Source organism: Parapedobacter brassicae (genome assembly GCF_051400755.1).
Classification (GTDB): Bacteria; Bacteroidota; Bacteroidia; order Sphingobacteriales; family Sphingobacteriaceae; genus Parapedobacter.
The window spans coordinates 493118-509390 of the sequence record NZ_JBLFFL010000003.1; the positions used below are offsets into that span (position 1 = coordinate 493118).

The 16273-nt window shown below is 51.3% G+C and carries 15 protein-coding genes; 13 read left to right on the forward strand and 2 right to left on the reverse strand.

What is annotated here, in order from left to right; all coding sequences use genetic code 11:
* Nucleotides 1-125: 125 nt before the first annotated feature.
* The 11 genes from ACMGDE_RS11395 to ACMGDE_RS11445 all read left to right on the forward strand — a co-directional run bounded on the left by ACMGDE_RS11395 (nt 126) and on the right by ACMGDE_RS11445 (nt 11854).
* On the forward strand, nt 126-2771 hold the full coding sequence (locus ACMGDE_RS11395; RefSeq protein WP_436832908.1) for a TonB-dependent receptor: 2646 nt from the start codon (nt 126-128) through the stop codon (nt 2769-2771).
* 60 nt (nt 2772-2831) lie between these two features.
* Entirely contained in the window at nt 2832-3371 is a 540-nt protein-coding gene (locus tag ACMGDE_RS11400; protein WP_436832909.1) for a YceD family protein, read from the forward strand.
* A 14-nt stretch (nt 3372-3385) separates the two neighbouring features.
* A complete protein-coding gene (gene rpmF, locus ACMGDE_RS11405; RefSeq protein WP_436832910.1) occupies nt 3386-3577 on the forward strand; it encodes a 50S ribosomal protein L32 in 192 nt (63 codons plus the stop codon).
* 102 nt (nt 3578-3679) lie between these two features.
* The gene (plsX, locus tag ACMGDE_RS11410) at nt 3680-4618 is read left to right on the forward strand and encodes a phosphate acyltransferase PlsX (protein ID WP_436832911.1); all 939 of its coding nucleotides are present in this window, start codon (nt 3680-3682) and stop codon (nt 4616-4618) included.
* 8 nt (nt 4619-4626) lie between these two features.
* Entirely contained in the window at nt 4627-5622 is a 996-nt protein-coding gene (locus tag ACMGDE_RS11415) for a beta-ketoacyl-ACP synthase III (RefSeq protein WP_436832912.1), read from the forward strand.
* 70 nt (nt 5623-5692) lie between these two features.
* Nucleotides 5693-6160 (forward strand): acetyl-CoA carboxylase biotin carboxyl carrier protein, encoded by a 468-nt coding sequence (gene accB, locus ACMGDE_RS11420; protein ID WP_436832913.1) that lies wholly within the window; start codon nt 5693-5695, stop codon nt 6158-6160.
* Nucleotides 6161-6183: 23 nt separating this feature from the next.
* Nucleotides 6184-7524, forward strand: coding sequence for an acetyl-CoA carboxylase biotin carboxylase subunit (gene accC, locus ACMGDE_RS11425; RefSeq protein WP_436832914.1), 1341 nt, complete (start codon nt 6184-6186; stop codon nt 7522-7524).
* Between the two features lie 37 nt (nt 7525-7561).
* On the forward strand, nt 7562-8449 hold the full coding sequence (gene tatC, locus ACMGDE_RS11430; RefSeq protein ID WP_436832915.1) for a twin-arginine translocase subunit TatC: 888 nt from the start codon (nt 7562-7564) through the stop codon (nt 8447-8449).
* Between the two features lie 6 nt (nt 8450-8455).
* Nucleotides 8456-8896, forward strand: coding sequence for a ribose 5-phosphate isomerase B (rpiB, locus tag ACMGDE_RS11435; RefSeq protein WP_436832916.1), 441 nt, complete (start codon nt 8456-8458; stop codon nt 8894-8896).
* A 128-nt stretch (nt 8897-9024) separates the two neighbouring features.
* The gene (locus ACMGDE_RS11440; protein WP_436832917.1) at nt 9025-10596 is read left to right on the forward strand and encodes a M28 family peptidase; all 1572 of its coding nucleotides are present in this window, start codon (nt 9025-9027) and stop codon (nt 10594-10596) included.
* A 4-nt stretch (nt 10597-10600) separates the two neighbouring features.
* Nucleotides 10601-11854 (forward strand): DUF819 family protein, encoded by a 1254-nt coding sequence (locus ACMGDE_RS11445; RefSeq protein WP_436832918.1) that lies wholly within the window; start codon nt 10601-10603, stop codon nt 11852-11854.
* 64 nt (nt 11855-11918) lie between these two features.
* Here the strand turns inward: ACMGDE_RS11445 and ACMGDE_RS11450 are convergent, their stop codons facing one another.
* Both ACMGDE_RS11450 and ACMGDE_RS11455 read right to left on the reverse strand, forming a co-directional pair.
* Nucleotides 11919-13616: a TonB family protein gene (locus tag ACMGDE_RS11450; protein WP_436832919.1), complete on the reverse strand. Its 1698-nt coding sequence runs from the start codon at nt 13614-13616 to the stop codon at nt 11919-11921.
* Nucleotides 13616-14002 carry a BlaI/MecI/CopY family transcriptional regulator gene (locus ACMGDE_RS11455; protein WP_436832920.1) on the reverse strand — a complete coding sequence of 129 codons (387 nt, stop codon included), beginning with the start codon at nt 14000-14002 and terminating at the stop codon, nt 13616-13618. The genes ACMGDE_RS11450 and ACMGDE_RS11455 overlap by 1 nt, the downstream gene beginning before the upstream one ends.
* Before the next feature lie 342 nt (nt 14003-14344).
* Here ACMGDE_RS11455 and bshA point away from each other — a divergent pair, with 342 nt between their 5' ends.
* Both bshA and pyrH read left to right on the forward strand, forming a co-directional pair.
* The gene (gene bshA / locus ACMGDE_RS11460; RefSeq protein ID WP_436832921.1) at nt 14345-15484 is read left to right on the forward strand and encodes an N-acetyl-alpha-D-glucosaminyl L-malate synthase BshA; all 1140 of its coding nucleotides are present in this window, start codon (nt 14345-14347) and stop codon (nt 15482-15484) included.
* A gap of 81 nt (nt 15485-15565) precedes the next feature.
* Nucleotides 15566-16273: a UMP kinase gene (pyrH, locus tag ACMGDE_RS11465; protein WP_436832922.1), complete on the forward strand. Its 708-nt coding sequence runs from the start codon at nt 15566-15568 to the stop codon at nt 16271-16273.

Consider the following 16273-nt stretch of genomic DNA (forward strand, 5'->3'; position numbering starts at 1 on the left):
CTCCATGACTTTTTTATTAATTACTGATATTTGTGGTTCAGGTAGTTTACCAAGGCATACATTGGCCGATGGTAATGCATATAATTTAAGAGCTTATTGACGGTGTGTATAAACTGCTTTGTATCTTGTTATTATTTCCTTTTATCGTACTTTCACAGTCTCGAACGATTACCGGAACAGTCTCTGATGGAATCGGCACACCCCTCGAACGGGCCAACGTGATGGCTAAAGCGCTGGACAAAGGTGGCGGTATCCAATTCGCCGTGGCCAACACACAGGGGCAGTACCGCTTTGAACTGGATGCTTCAAAACCTTACCTCCTCAGTGTTTCGTATATCGGCTACCATCCTGACTCTGTCGCGCTTAAAGCAGGCAACAACGATGTACGGCACGATTTCAAGCTTCAAGCCAAGAACGAGCAGCTCACCGAGATCGTCATCGAATATGACTACCGCCCCATCATCATCAAGAAAGACACTATCGTCTTCAATGTGGAGAGCTTTGCCGCGGGCAATGAGCGCAAGCTCAAGGATATCCTCGCTAAGTTGCCGGGTGTGGAGGTAGACCAAGATGGGCGCGTGACCTTCAACGGGCAGCCTATACGGCACATGCTCGTTGAGGGAAAGAAATTCTTTGGCGGGGGGAGCAAGCTGGCCGTGGAGAACATTCCTGCCGATGCGCTGGAACAGATCGAGGTCATCGACCACTTCAACGAGGTGGGCTTCCTCAAGGAGGTTTCCGGCACGGACGAGATGGCCATGAACGTGAAACTCAAGGAAGACCGAAAACGGCTGGTGTTCGGCGATCTGGAAGCCGGTGGCGGCAACAGCGGTCACCACCTCGGCCATGCTGCACTCTTCTACTATACTCCGGCGCATAATGTGAGCTTCATCGGAGACATCAACGATGTCGGCAAGTCGGTCTTCACCTTTGATGACATGATGCGTTTTCAGGGCGGTGTGAGCGCTTTCATCAATACCAACAGCCGCCCATCGTTCACCGACCTGCAGGCGTTCACAAGTGGCAATCGCGACGTGCTGGAAAACCGCTCACGCTTCGCGGCGCTCAACTTCAGCAGCGACGTGGCGGAAAAGCTGAACCTATCCGGCTTCGCAATCTTCTCCCGTCTGCTCACGGACCGGCGCTCAGACGCCTACCTCCAGTACCTCACCAACCAGGAGGTAACCGACGAGCAACGGTATTCCGATCAGGAAAACGATGATCTGATGGGGTTGGCCAACGTCAAACTGGACTACAGTCCTGGCAATACCGAGAAGTGGTACTACAACGCCCAATGGCAGAGCAGCGATAATTCCTTCACCAGCATGCTCAACTCCGTCACTAACATACAGAATAACCGCTTCGATGCGCTCGGCGATGCCGGCAACCATTCGCTCAAGCAATACGTCGAATGGCATAAAGCGTACAATGTGCAGCACACCACCACCTTCGTGGTGAACCATGTCTATGAAAAAAGCACACCGCTGAACACCTGGATCAACAATCAGGCGTTCCTCATGGGCTTCCTTCCGCTCGAAACGGATGAGTCATACCACATTGAACAGGTCAACCGCCAACGGAGCAATAGCGTGGACGTCCTTTTCAAGCATTATTGGGTAATCAACCGCTATGGACAGCTCCACACGAACGTCGGCAATAACTTCGCTCAGGTTGACCTGCTGACCAGCGAGCGGCAATTGCTGTCGGACGGCTCAGTTAATAATTTCGCCGATGCTGGATTCGGCAACGATGTCCGCTATCGCCTCAACGATGCTTTCATCGGACTTGATTACAAATTCATCATCGGAAAACTTGCCAATACGGCTTCGCTCTATGGCCATTGGTACACACTCTCTACCCAGCAGGCAGAGGGCAACCATCGCCTCAGCCGGTTCCTCCCTGAACCGAAGTGGAAAAGCGAATACGAAATACAGGAGCACGAAAAAATAACGCTTGACTACCAGTATGCCAACAGCTTCCCCCGCATCGGGCAGCTGAACAACCGCTTTACACTTACATCCTATAATGCCGTGTCCAGGGGCAATGCACTGCTGGCTAATGAGCGCTATCACCGTTCCATGCTGCGCTATAGCCGGTTCACCGGCATCGGAGGGCCCATTACCAACGTGTATGTCAATTTCAACCGGAAGACACGTGCTATCCGCAGTGAGCTGCAATTCGAGGGCATCAACCGCTATTCGATGCCCGTGCTGACCGACAATCCCGAAACGAACTGGATGGCCTACGGCTCATACTCCAACCAAGTGGCTTTCCTCCGCATCGGGGGCAACGCGCGGCTCAGCTGGTTTGATTATTCCCAAACCGTGAATGAAACGCTTGCCAATAACCGCCGCACAAGCCAGCAGTACACGGTGAATGTACGCACTGCACCGCGGGATTGGCCGCAGGCGGAAGTGGCTTACACCAAGGGATTCAACCGCTTCAAGGGCAGCTCATCGTCGCGGTTTACCACCGACCAGTTTGATGCCAGCCTCGATTGGCGGGTGCTGTCCGATTGGTCCGTTATCGCCGATTACATGTACTTCCGCAATGTAAACAACCAAAACAGCGCCAGTGATCATTATCATGTGGCCAACACCGCGCTGGACTACCAGCGGGAGAAAAGCCCCTGGGGATTCCGCCTCACAGCGAACAACCTGCTGGATAACCGCACCAAGGTAGCCAACTCGATTTCGGATTTCCTCGTGAGCGAGCAGATCACCTACATCATGCCGCGGGTATTGCTGCTGTCGGTACGATATAAGTTGTAAATCAAAAAACTTTTATATCTTATAATTTATATTTACCTTTGCAGGCTCAATTGTGGGACGGTGAACTATTTGAAGCAATATCGGATCCCCTTTACGGGGTTGAGTTTGGGTTCGCATGACTTTGAGTTTGATGTAGACAAGGCGTTCTTTGATTGTTATGACTATTCCATTGTCAAAGACGGCAATCTGAAAGCGTCGGTCAATCTACTCAAACAGGAAAACATGATGATCCTCCAATTCCATATTGCAGGCACCATTAGCCTGACATGCGATGTGTGTCTCTCCGCGTTTCCGGCAAAAGCCGATATCCAGGAACGGATGATCGTCAAATTCGCGGATGAAGACCTGGCGGAAAGCACTGAGGAGATATTGGTGCTCGCCAAGCACGAACACGAACTGGACATCGCCGGACTGTTGTATGAATACATCAACGTGTCGGTACCGCATTACGCAAAGTGCAGCGAACTGGGCGATAAGATTATCTGCGACGAAACGGTACTGGCCAAACTGAATGATATGGCACCGGAACAACCGAAGGAAGAAGAAGAAAAGGCACCTGATCCCCGTTGGGACGCATTGAAGAATATAAAATACAACTAAAATAACGATACGAGATGGCACATCCAAAACGTAAAACCTCCAAAGCTCGGAGAGACAAAAGAAGGACGCATTATAAGGCTGAACGACCCACCTTGGCTACATGCAAGGAGACGGGTGCCGTGCATCTGCCCCACCGCGCATACCTGGTCGATGGCAACCTTTATTACAACGGCAAATTGATCATCGAAAACACTGCCTCCGCCTAAGTTGATCTTTCAAAAAATTGAACATCCCGTAGCGTATAACTGATTTTTTATACGTTACTTTGGGGTGTTTTTGCGTATTATTGGATTAGAAAATAATAACGGATGAAGATTGGGTTAGACATATTGGGTGGTGATTTTGCACCGGAAGCAACCATACAAGGAGCCATTCTGGCCGCAAAGCAGCTTTCGGAAAACCATAAAATCGTACTCATTGGTGACCAGGATATTGCGAAGCAACACATTGAACAAGCAGGCGAAAACCCTGCTTTTTTTGAATACATCCATGCCCCGGATCACATCGGCATGGGTGAACACCCGACCAAGGCCATTGCCCAAAAACCCGATTCGAGTATCAGCCGCGGATTCCAGCTGCTGAAAGAGGGGGCGATCGATTCTTTTGCCTCAGCTGGCAATACTGGGGCCATGCTCGTGGGCGCGGTACTCAGTGTGAAAACCATCCCGGGTGTGATCCGCCCGGCCATCGCCACCAATATACCGAAGACCAAAAGCGGCTTCGGCATTCTCCTCGACGTGGGGGCAAATGCCGACTGCAAGCCGGAAATGCTTCCTCAATTCGGACTCCTCGGCAGCCTTTTTGCTGAACATGTTTATGGCATACAAAAGCCTGCTGTTGGGTTGCTCAATATTGGCGAGGAAGAAGAAAAAGGCAATATGCTTACGCTGGCGACCCACCCGCTCATGAAGGAAAACGGACGTATTCGCTTCATTGGCAATGTTGAGGGCCGCGAACTGTTTGATGATAAGGCAGATGTGATCGTGTGCGATGGATTTGTGGGCAATGTGGTGCTCAAACTGGCTGAGTCATTCTATGTATTGACACGTAAGAAGGGACTCAACGACGACTTTTTTGACCGATTCAACTATGAGCAGTATGGCGGAAGCCCCATATTGGGCGTCAATGCACCCGTGATCATCGGCCACGGCATTTCCAGTCCCGAAGCGATCAAAAACATGCTGTTGCTGTCTAAGGATATGATCCAATCCAATATCATCGAAAAAATCAAATCTGCTTTCAACTAACTAGCTATATGTCAAAAATACATGCTGCCATCACGGCTGTACATGGGTACGTACCGGATTATATCCTGACGAACCAGGAGCTTGAGACCATGGTGGACACGAATGACGAATGGATAACCACCCGCACCGGTATCAAAGAGCGCAGAATATTGAAGGGGGAAGGAAAGGCCACTTCGGATATGGCGGTGCCTGCCGTAAAAGGCCTGCTGGAGAAACGGGGTATCAGTGCCGAAGAAATTGAGTTGATCATTTTTTGCACCGTCACGCCGGACATGCCGTTTCCGGCGACCGCCAATATCTTAGCCGATAAAATCGGTGCAATAAACGCATGGGGTTATGACCTACAGGCGGCATGCTCGGGCTTTATCTATGGATTGACCACCGGGGCTAAGTTTATCGAATCGGGTATGCACAAAAAAGTACTGGTGGTAGGCGGCGATAAGATGTCGTCCATCATCAATTATAAAGACCGCGCCACGTGCATCATCTTCGGCGACGGCTGCGGTGCCGTGCTGCTGGAGCCCAGCGAAGAAGCGGTGGGTGTAATGGATGCGATCCTCAAAAGCGATGGCTCCGGAACCCCCTACCTCAACATCAAGGCAGGCGGCTCGTTATACCCGGCTTCTCACGCTACCGTAGACGCCGATATGCATTATGCCTACCAAGAGGGGCGCACGGTCTTCAAATTTGCGGTGACCAACATGGCAGATGTAGCGGCCGACATCATGGAACGCAACCACCTCACTGCCGACGATGTTGCCTGGCTTGTGCCGCACCAAGCCAATAAACGCATCATCGACGCCACAGCAGACCGCATGGGACTGCCTGAGGAAAAAGTGATGGTCAACATCCAACGCTATGGCAATACCACGGCGGCAACTATCCCGCTATGCCTTTGGGAATGGGAAAACCAGTTGAAAAAGGGCGACAACATCATTTTGGCTGCCTTCGGAGGCGGGTTTACCTGGGGGTCGGTGTACCTGAAATGGGCATATGGACAATAAATCCCGGAATTAATTGTTAATTAATAAATTAGATTATATTTTTGATCGTTATTATCAAACCTACTAAGCAATGAGCATGGATATCAAACAGATACAGGACCTGATTAAGTTTGTCGCAAAATCAGGGGTGAATGAGGTAGCTATTGAAGAACAAGATTTCAAAATCACGATAAAGACCAACCAGGCACCCACCTACGTGACAGCAACGGTACCTGCTCCTGCAGCAACCCTTCCTGCAAGCCCTGCGCCTGCGGTAGTATCCCAGCCAGCGGCAGCAAAGACAGAAGACGTATCCAATTATGTGACCATCAAGTCTCCCATGATCGGCACCTTCTACCGCTCGTCATCACCAGACAAGCCGGTTTTTGTCAACGTGGGAGATGAGATCACCGCCGGCAAAGTGGTGTGCATCGTAGAAGCGATGAAGCTCTTCAATGAAATCGAATCAGAGGTCTCCGGAAAGATCATAAAAGTACTGGTAGATGATGCCCAGCCAGTGGAATATGATCAGCCACTGTTCTTAGTTGAACCCAAATAACCGATAGAAGATAGTCAACATTCATGTTCAAAAAGATACTAATAGCCAACCGTGGGGAAATCGCATTGCGTGTCATCCGCACGTGCCGCGAAATGGGCATCAAGAGCGTGGCCATATATTCAACGGCCGACCGCGATAGCCTGCATGTGCGCTTTGCCGATGAAGCCGTCTGTATCGGTCCACCTCCAAGCAAAGAATCGTACCTCAACATACCCAACATCATATCCGCCGCTGAATTGACCAATGCGGATGCCATACACCCCGGATATGGGTTTCTCTCCGAAAACGCGCGGTTTTCTTCCATCTGCAAGCAATATGGCATCAAGTTCATTGGCGCCACCGCCGAGCAGATCGAACAGATGGGCGACAAAGCGTCGGCCAAGGAAACCATGAAAAACGCCGGCGTACCCACCATTCCGGGTTCGGATGGCCTCGTCAAGGACGTCAAGGAGGGCATTAAGATTGCCAATGCGATCGGATATCCGGTCATCCTCAAGGCCACCGCCGGTGGCGGTGGACGCGGTATGCGCATCGTTTGGAAGGACGAAGCATTTGAGCCCGCCTGGGATTCTGCACGCCAGGAAGCGGGTGCAGCCTTCGGCAATGACGGCATTTACCTCGAAAAATACGTGGAAGATCCCCGCCATATCGAAATACAGGTGGTGGGCGACCAGTATGGTACGGTGTGCCACCTGTCGGAGCGTGATTGCTCCATCCAGCGGCGGCACCAGAAGCTGATAGAAGAGGCTCCTTCTCCATTCATTACCCCCGAGCTGCGCAGGGCCATGGGCGAGGCGGCGATCAAAGGGGCTAAGGCGGTCAACTATGAAGGGGCTGGCACCATTGAGTTCTTGGTGGATAAGCATCGCAATTTCTATTTCATGGAAATGAATACCCGCATACAGGTGGAGCATCCTGTCACCGAGGAGGTCATCAACTTTGACCTCATCAAAGAGCAGATCAAAGTGGCTGCGGGTATCCCCATTTCAGGCAACAACTACGAGCCGACCATGCACGCCATCGAATGCCGTATTAATGCGGAAGATCCATTCAATGGATTCAGACCCTCTCCCGGCAAGATCACCAATTTCCATTCGCCGGGTGGCCACGGTGTGCGGGTAGATACCCACGCCTACTCAGGATATGTCATTCCGCCCAACTATGACTCCATGATCGCTAAGCTCATCTGCGTGGCCCAGACCCGCGAAGAGGCCATCTGCACCATGGAGCGGGCATTGAGTGAATTTATCATCGAGGGCGTCAAAACAACCATTCCCCTGCACTTGCGGCTGATGCGCGACCCCAATTTCAAGGCGGGCAACTTCACCACCAAGTTTATGGAAACATTTGATTTAAGCGAATAAATGGAATTTACCATATTTTTGCTTTTTGTCCGTCATCATGAGTAAGCTATCCGGAAAAAAATTGATTGATACCATCAAGGATAAAGGCAAGAGCATCGAAGCCGAAATGTCGTTTTTCGATCACCTTGAAGTACTGCGTTGGCACCTTATCCGATCGGCCATCGCCATTGTCGTTTTTATGGCCTTGGCCTTCTCGTTTTACGACTTTATTTTTGGAACGATCATTATGGGGCCCAAAAATGCGGATTTTTGGACCTACCGGATGATGTGCAAAATTGCAGAATGGCTGAATACCCCGGATTTCTGCGTGACGGAGGTGCCGGGCACCATCATCAATACCCAAATGGCGGGGCAGTTTATCCTGCAGATCAATTCTTCGCTGATCATGGCCCTCGTACTGGGATTCCCTTATTTGCTGTATGAAGTTTGGTTGTTTGTAAAGCCTGCATTGACCGACCTTGAACGGAAGTCTGCCAGTGGGTTCGTCTTCTACGCAACCGTCCTATTCGCACTGGGTGTACTATTTGGCTATTACGTGGTGGTCCCGCTCTCCATGAATTTCTTAGCCAATTACTCCATCAGCGAAGAAATCAACAATACCATCACTATCGACAATTACCTGTCTTTTGTGGCTACCCTTACGCTTGGTTGCGGGATTGTTTTTGAGCTGCCGATGATTATTTACATCCTTTCGAAATTGGGTATCATGACACCCCAATTCATGCGCAAATCACGGCAATATGCAGTGGTGATCATCTTCGTCATCGCCGCCATCATCACACCCACTGCCGACATCATCACCATGCTTACCGTTAGTTTTCCGATGTTTTTGCTGTATGAGCTGAGCATCATCGTGGCAGACCGGGTAGACAGGCGGCGCAAGAAGAACGAATTGGACTTTTATCGGGGCGAAACCAAGGAGTAGGCGACCATGACTGCACAAAAAACAATTGGCATCGGCGGCGACCACGCCGGATTTGGGTACAAGGAGGCCTTGAAACAATTCCTCGAGGCGGAGGGCTATGTCGTGAAGGACTTCGGCACGTGTACGGCGGATTCTGTCGACTACCCGGATTTTGCCCACCCAGTGGCCGCAGCGGTAGAAGGCGGCGAAGTTGATTGCGGGATATTGGTGTGTGGCAGCGCCAATGGGGTGGCCATCACCGCCAATAAGCACCAAGGCATCCGTGCCGCCATTTGCTGGCAAGCGGAACTGGCATCCCTGGCCCGGCAGCACAACGATGCGAACATCGTATGCATCCCCGCCCGGTTTATCGATATCGCGCTGGCTAGAACCATCGTCGACGTATTTCTAACGACGGACTTCGAAGGCGGGCGTCATGCGAACCGCGTGAATAAGATTTCTTGTTAGTGACAGGTGATTAGTATCTCATGTCTGTTGTCTCATGTCTGTTGTCTAATATCTGTTGTCTAATATCTGTTGTCTAATGTCTGTTGTCTAATGTCTAATGTCTAATGTCTCATATCTAAAAAGCACAAATGAAACATACCTTATCCTTACTATTCCTCATCCCCGTGTTCTGCGGATGTATCATGGCGCAGGATCCGGTGCAACTGCAATATGCCGCCGAAATCAATCCTGAAAACGCCAAAGCACACCTCTCCATTCTGGCGTCTGCAGAATTTGAAGGCCGCGGCACCGGCGAGCCGGGCGGCGAAAAGGCTGCAGCCTATATTGCTGAAGAATTTAAAAAACTCGGACTGACGGCACCTGTAAACGGCTCGCATTTCCAGCCGGTCAAGCTAGTGCGCACCCGCTTCAATGTCAAGGATTTTGCCATCGATGGCAAATCGTTTACCAACGGCAAAGATTTCTACATTGTCGGCGGTGGTCCGCAAACCACCATTAATGCTAAAGAGATCGTATTCATCGGCTACGGCATCAGCGAAGCGAACTATGATGACTTCAAAGGCATCGATATCAAAGACAAAGTGGTGTTGGTGCTGAGCGAAGGCGAACCCGCAGATGCGCAGGGCAACTCCCTGATCACCGGCACCGACAAACCCTCGGACTGGGTAACTTCGCGCACCAAACGCCTACAGAACATCACCGCGAAAGAACCCAAACTGATCATCGCAGTGTCAAATACCATCAAGGAATCGCTCGAACGCTTCGGCAACCGCCTTTTACAACCCCGCATTGCGCTTGAAGAGGCCACGAGCCAGCCAACAGCCAATACCACACCCGTGGCCAACATCAGCGTAGAAATGGCTGATCTGCTACTCAAAAGGGCAAAAACCTCGGTAGACGCACTGACACAAGCCATCAACAACACACGGCAACCACAAAGCAAGTCCTACCGGGCAAGATTTGCCGCCACTTATGGCGCGGTTACGGAACCCTTCACCTCGCCCAATGTACTGGGGTATCTGGAAGGTACGGACCTAAAGGATCAGCTGGTGGTCGTCACCGCGCATTATGACCATTTGGGTAACGAGGATGGTACGATTTACCCCGGTGCGGACGACGATGGTTCAGGCACTACAGGTGTATTGATGCTGGCCCGCGCTTTTGCCAAAGCAAAAGCCGAAGGCCATGGCCCGCGACGAAGCATCCTTTTCATGACCGTCACCGGCGAAGAAAAAGGACTGCTGGGCTCCAACTACTATTCACGCAACCCCGTATTTCCGCTGGAAAATACAGTGGTAGACCTGAATACTGACATGATCGGCCGTGTAGATGATAAGCACATCCGCGGCAACTTCAACTATGTGCATGTCATCGGCTCCGATAAACTGAGCTCCGAACTGAAAGTGATCAACGAGGAAGCCAATGCCACTTACACCCACATGGAATTGGATTACATGTATGACGATCCGAAAGACCCGATGCGCATTTACTACCGTTCGGACCACTATAATTTCGCAAAGCATGGTATCCCCGTGGTTTTCTATTTCAGCGGACTGCATCCGGACTATCATACCCCTACGGATACGGTGGAGAAAATCAACTTCGAGATGCTGTCCAAACGTGCCCGCCTGGCATTCCATACGGCATGGGAGATTGCCAACCGGGATAAGCGCCTCGTGGTCGACTCGAATAAGGAGTAATCCTATGACGATTGCAGCGACACCATGGATCAGCAATGATGCGGTAGTCTTCGGACTGCTCATGACCATACTTGCGCTCGTATTTTACACGTCGGCATTGAAGAGCCGTTTTTTCAAACGGCTATATACCTTTTTGCCGCCCCTATTGCTCTGCTATTTCATTCCAAGTTTGTTGAACTCGGCGGGCATCATCGACGGTAAAAACTCGGCTTTATACAGCGTGAGTTCAAATTACCTATTGCCTGCCTGCTTGGTGTTGTTCACGCTGAGCCTCAACCTTCCGGAGCTTTGGAAGTTGCGCAAGCAAGCCGGAGTTATGTTCGCGGCCACTGTCGGGAGCATCGTGCTCGGTGGTCCCATCGCTGTATATATCGTCGGATTGGCGGCGCCCGATGTCGTGGGCGGAACGGGTGATAATGCTGCTTGGCGCGGACTGGCTACGTTGGCCGGTACGTGGATTGGCGGTGGTGCGAATCAAGCCGCCCTTTTTCGGATTTTTGAGCCCTCGCCCGAACTCTTTTCGGCGACCATCGCCGTGGATGTATTTGTTGCCTATGGCTATATGGCCTTGCTGCTATTCGGCGCGGGCAAAGCTGATAAAATGAATCGGTTCTTTCGCGCCGATAACCGCGCCGTGGAGGAATTGACCGGAAGAATGGAAGCTTATAGCAGAGAGAACACAAGAATACCGCAGCTAAAAGACCTGATGGTGATGCTGGGTTTGGCCTTTGGCACCACCGGCATTGCTCATTTTTTTGGCAGTTCCATTGCCCGGTGGTTGGGCGAACATGCTCCATATCTTGACAAATTCAGTCTCACTTCTGATTTCTTTTGGATTATCCTGATTGCTACGGTCATCGGCATTTCACTTTCCATGACCAAGGCCAGGCAATTGGAAGGCGCCGGAGCATCCAAGATGGGCACGGTACTCCTCTACATCTTGATTGCATCCATTGGTATGCAGATGGATATTTTAGCCATACTTGATAATCCCGGATTGTTCCTGGTGGGCATTATCTGGCTGCTTTTCCACGTGACGATACTGGCGTTGGTGGGTTGGCTGATTAAAGCTCCCTTTTTCTTCTTTGCGGTGTCGAGCATGTCGAACATCGGAGGGGTCGCCTCGGCGTCGGCCACAGCTGCTGCCTTCCATCCGTCACTGGTGTCCGTAGGCGTGATTCTTTCCGTTTGCGCATATGCAGTCGGCACCTACGCCGGTTACCTTTGCGGCATATTGATGCAACTGGTTTCGCCCTGAACATAAAAAAGCCCGGCTCATCGCCGGGACTTCTTCAGGTTTACATCATCACTACCCCATTCTGTCATGCTTGAAGATTCAGCCGGATAGGCAAGGTGTAGGCCACCCGCACAGGTCTGCCGTTCTGAATGCCCGGAGACCACTTGCTGCTGCGTTGCAAGAGGCGGATGGCCGCTTCACCAGTGCCGTATTTCAAATCCCGAACTAACTTGATGTCGGTGAGGCTTCCGTCTTTTTCAACCACAAAAGAGACCTGCACCTGACCATTCACCCCAGCCTCAATAGCGGCCTGCGGATAATCGTAATTATCCGCGACCCATTTCATGAAGCTACGCATCCCGCCCACTGGCTGGGGATTGATTTCAACGGACTGGAATACGATATCGGTGCCTTCTTCGACAACAGGTTTCTGGTCAGATTTTTCAGGGAACCGTACCTGTATCACCTCGGGTTCCGTCTTATCATCTTCTTGCGCGGATTGCTTCGGCACGACCTTGGGTGGTGGCATCCGCACGGTGTCTACGCGGGGTTTGGAAGGATCTACCGGGGGTGGCGGGGGTGCCGACAGGTGGCCCATGACGACCAAGACGCCCAGCTGGGTGTAGTCCGGCGACATCGGGGGAGGTGGCGGGGGCATGTCTTCGGGTTCTACTCCCGAGATCTTGAAGTCGATGACAATCATATTCTTCCCTTCGGGCGCAGCCCGCTCCACGGTATCATGCTGCAATGCGCTGATCACCGACGCTTCCATACCAGGGCCTATCGTATTCAGAAAGCGGATATTCGATAGCTCACCATTCGACTTTTCGTATGACACGGCCAGCATCCCTTGTGCCCGGTCTTGCAGCGCCTCGTCACTGTACCTGAGCTGGTCACCGAGGGCCTTTATAAACTCGTCTGCATTCACGTCCGCTGCCACGGCTGCTTCGGTATCGCCGTTGCTATTCTTACCCTGGTTGCAAGCGACGGAGAAGACCACCATGGCCACCACAATGGGAAGCAGCAACGTGTACCGGAGGAGGCTCCGTCGGGGCGACCGATGGCGCAACAACATGGCTACCCGGTGCTTCAACAGTCGCCTGTTCGAAAACGTATTAGCCAACACCGGACCCGCGACGCCCATCGCCCGATAAACCAGCAATTCGGCATATTCCGTTTGCTTGTCCGCTGCGGTTTCACCGTCGGCAATGTACTCGTGCTGCAGTTTGACGGTCCGCTCGTATATATACACGATGGGATTGAACCAATTGATGATTTTCGCTAACTGCATCAGGATGATATCCAAGCTGTGCCACTCACGGGCGTGTACCTGCTCATGCCTACTGATCTGTTCATGGCCTGCCAATGAATGATCGATCCGGATAGCGGAGAAAAACGAAAACGCTTCACCCCCTGTCTGCGTCCTTAACATCCGGAGCGTCCGGAAAAAACGCAAAGCAAACGCAAGAAAAGCGACAACACATCCGCCAATATAAGCGTATAACAGCATATCCTGAACGAATGCCGCCGAGGGATACCCTGCATTGGTGGCATTCCCCTGCACCACCACCGGCTCGCCTGCCTGCATCACCGCCAAATAACGCGGGTATTCCCCGGTGTTTGTATGCCATTCAGGATAGCTCACGATAGGCAGTATAAATGCCAGCAGCAATCCTCCCAGCAGGTAAAACCGATTCAACCGGAAAAAAGTCTCATTCCGCAGGAATACCTGGTAAAATCCATAGAAAATACCCAAGTACAAATTGGTTAACAGTAAGTACATCATCGCTGCCTCCTTTTTTTCTTTGCCTCTTCGAGCATCTTCAATAACTCATCCGCATCCTTCAGGTCGATCTGCTGCTCCTCCAAAAAGAAGGACAGCATGTTTCTCGCCGAATTGTCGAAGTAGCCATGCAATAGTTTCCCCGTTGCAAATGTGCGGTACTCCTCTTTGGAAACCAGCGGATAATAGCGGTGGCTCTTGCCAAAAGCCTCATGTGCGACGAAACCCTTGGTTTCCAAGATCCGTACAATCGTAGACACCGTATTGTACGCAGGCTTGGGCTCAGGCAACTGATCGATGATATCTTTCACAAACGCCTTTTCGAGATCCCATAGCTCCTGCATGATCTGTTCTTCCGCACGCGTCAATTCTTTTAGTTCTTTCATTTGAATAATTGTTTTTTAATTGGCAATGAAGCTTGCATGAATTATTCATATCCTTTTGTGATGGCAATTCATGCAGGTTTCATCTGTCGATTCGTGTATGTGTTCAATGGTATCAATGAGCCCATTTGCGCAGGGTTTGCCTTCTTAACGGTCTCGTGCCTATAGCAGGCAAATGAACCCTGATATAAACACAAACATAAAACTAATATTTTAGTTTTGCAACTTTTTGTTTTTTTATTTATATGCGTTCGTTACAATCGCAGTGCGCTTTTTTACGTTGGCATGAACATCCCATCGGAAAATTTATGCGTACTTTGCAATCAAGCTAATTGAAGGGAGTACATGAAGATAGGTATAGTATGCTACCCCACTTTCGGTGGAAGCGGTGTAGTGGCCACTGAACTCGGCAAGGCTTTGGCGGCCAATGGACACCAAATCCATTTTATTACCTACAGCCAGCCGGCCAGACTTGATTTTTTCTCGGAAAACCTCTACTACCATGAGGTCACGATATCCAAATATCCGTTATTTGACTTTCCGCCATACGAACTGGCATTGGCCAGCAAATTGGTGGATGTTGTCCGGTTTGAAAAGCTCGATTTGCTGCATGTGCATTATGCCATCCCCCATGCGTCGGCAGCTTTCATGGCCAAACAGATCTTGGCTACCTATGGTATCCATATCCCGGTAGTGACCACGCTGCATGGTACCGACATCACATTGGTGGGCAAAGATGCCAGCTATAGTCCGGTCGTTACCTTTTCCATCAACCAGTCAGATGGGGTGACAGCCGTATCCGCCAACCTGAAAGAGGAAACGTTGAGCTATTTCGACATAAAGCGGGAGATCCGTGTCATTCCCAATTTCATCGACTTGGACCGTTTCAGCCTCAAGCCCCGCCAGCACTTCAAACAAGCCATCGCGCCGGGCGATGAGCGCATCTTGGTGCACACCTCTAACTTCCGCAAGGTGAAGCGCACCACCGATGTCATCCGCATCTTCAAGAAAGTGCAGGAAAAAGTGCCCAGCAAGCTACTCATGGTGGGCGACGGACCGGAACGCACGGCGGCCGAGCAGTTGTCGCGCGAGTTGAATGTAGCCAATGATATCCGATTCTTGGGCAAGCAAGACGCCATTGAGGAGATCCTGTCGGTGTCCGACCTATTTATCATTCCCTCGGGTTCGGAAAGCTTCGGCCTCGCGGCATTGGAAGCCATGGCCTGCAAGGTACCCGTGATCTCGTCTAATACGGGCGGACTGCCAGAATTGAATGTAGACGGCGTTACTGGTTTTCTCAGCGATGTGGGCGATGTGGAAGCGATGGCCGCTAACGCCATCCACATCCTCGAAGACAATGCACGCCTGGAGCGGTTCAAAGAGGCCGCGCTGGAACGCGCTAAAGACTTCCAGCTGGCCAATATCATGCCGTTGTACGAGCAGTATTACCAAGAGGTCATCGAAGGCGTCCAGCAAAACGCTTGATCGTGCATCACGTGAAACCTGCCAGTTAAAAAAATTCTATTATCTTTGCCGCTCGGAGGTCCCTTCCAAGACTGGAAACATATGAAATACAAACGCATCCTACTCAAACTCAGTGGAGAGGCCCTTATGGGTGATCAGCACTACGGTATCGACATCAACCGCGTAGCCCAATACGCTCAAGACATCAAAGACATTCACAGCAAAGGCCTGGAAGTAGCCATCGTCATCGGCGGCGGCAACATCTACCGCGGTCTCAGTGCCGAAAAGGCAGGCATGGACCGCGTACAAGCCGATTATATGGGCATGTTGGCCACCGTTATCAACAGCATGGCGCTACAGGATGCGTTGGAAAAGCTCGACATCAAGACCCGCTTGCTCACCGCCATTAAGATGGAGCAGATCTGCGAGCCGTTTATCCGGCGGCGTGCGGTACGCCACCTCGAGAAAGGGCGAGTGGTCATCTTCGGCGCAGGTACCGGCAACCCCTATTTCACCACCGATACCGCCGCTTCCTTGCGGGCCATCGAGATCAACGCAGACGTGGTGCTCAAAGGCACCCGTGTGGATGGCATTTATACGGCCGACCCACTCAAAGATCCCACGGCCACCCGTTTCGACGAGATCACCTTCCAGGATGTTTATAACCGCGGGCTAAGCGTGATGGACATGACGGCATTCACCTTATGCCAGGAAAATAAACTGCCCATCATCGTGTTCGACATGAACAAACCCGGTAACCTCAGCCGATTGGCAAACGGCGAAGCCATTGGAACTTTAGTACGAGAATAA

What these genes read in the sequence shown, in the direction of transcription:
- rpmF (WP_436832910.1), top strand. Translation starts at nt 3,386, where the DNA reads ATGGCACATCCAAAACGTAAAACCTCCAAAGCTCGGAGAGACAAAAGA.
- plsX (WP_436832911.1), top strand. Translation starts at nt 3,680, where the DNA reads ATGAAGATTGGGTTAGACATATTGGGTGGTGATTTTGCACCGGAAGCA.
- ACMGDE_RS11415 (WP_436832912.1), top strand. Translation starts at nt 4,627, where the DNA reads ATGTCAAAAATACATGCTGCCATCACGGCTGTACATGGGTACGTACCG.
- accB (WP_436832913.1), top strand. Translation starts at nt 5,693, where the DNA reads ATGAGCATGGATATCAAACAGATACAGGACCTGATTAAGTTTGTCGCA.
- accC (WP_436832914.1), top strand. Translation starts at nt 6,184, where the DNA reads ATGTTCAAAAAGATACTAATAGCCAACCGTGGGGAAATCGCATTGCGT.
- tatC (WP_436832915.1), top strand. Translation starts at nt 7,562, where the DNA reads ATGAGTAAGCTATCCGGAAAAAAATTGATTGATACCATCAAGGATAAA.
- rpiB (WP_436832916.1), top strand. Translation starts at nt 8,456, where the DNA reads ATGACTGCACAAAAAACAATTGGCATCGGCGGCGACCACGCCGGATTT.
- ACMGDE_RS11440 (WP_436832917.1), top strand. Translation starts at nt 9,025, where the DNA reads ATGAAACATACCTTATCCTTACTATTCCTCATCCCCGTGTTCTGCGGA.
- ACMGDE_RS11445 (WP_436832918.1), top strand. Translation starts at nt 10,601, where the DNA reads ATGACGATTGCAGCGACACCATGGATCAGCAATGATGCGGTAGTCTTC.
- ACMGDE_RS11450 (WP_436832919.1), bottom strand. Translation starts at nt 13,616, where the DNA reads ATGTACTTACTGTTAACCAATTTGTACTTGGGTATTTTCTATGGATTT.
- ACMGDE_RS11455 (WP_436832920.1), bottom strand. Translation starts at nt 14,002, where the DNA reads ATGAAAGAACTAAAAGAATTGACGCGTGCGGAAGAACAGATCATGCAG.
- bshA (WP_436832921.1), top strand. Translation starts at nt 14,345, where the DNA reads ATGAAGATAGGTATAGTATGCTACCCCACTTTCGGTGGAAGCGGTGTA.
- pyrH (WP_436832922.1), top strand. Translation starts at nt 15,566, where the DNA reads ATGAAATACAAACGCATCCTACTCAAACTCAGTGGAGAGGCCCTTATG.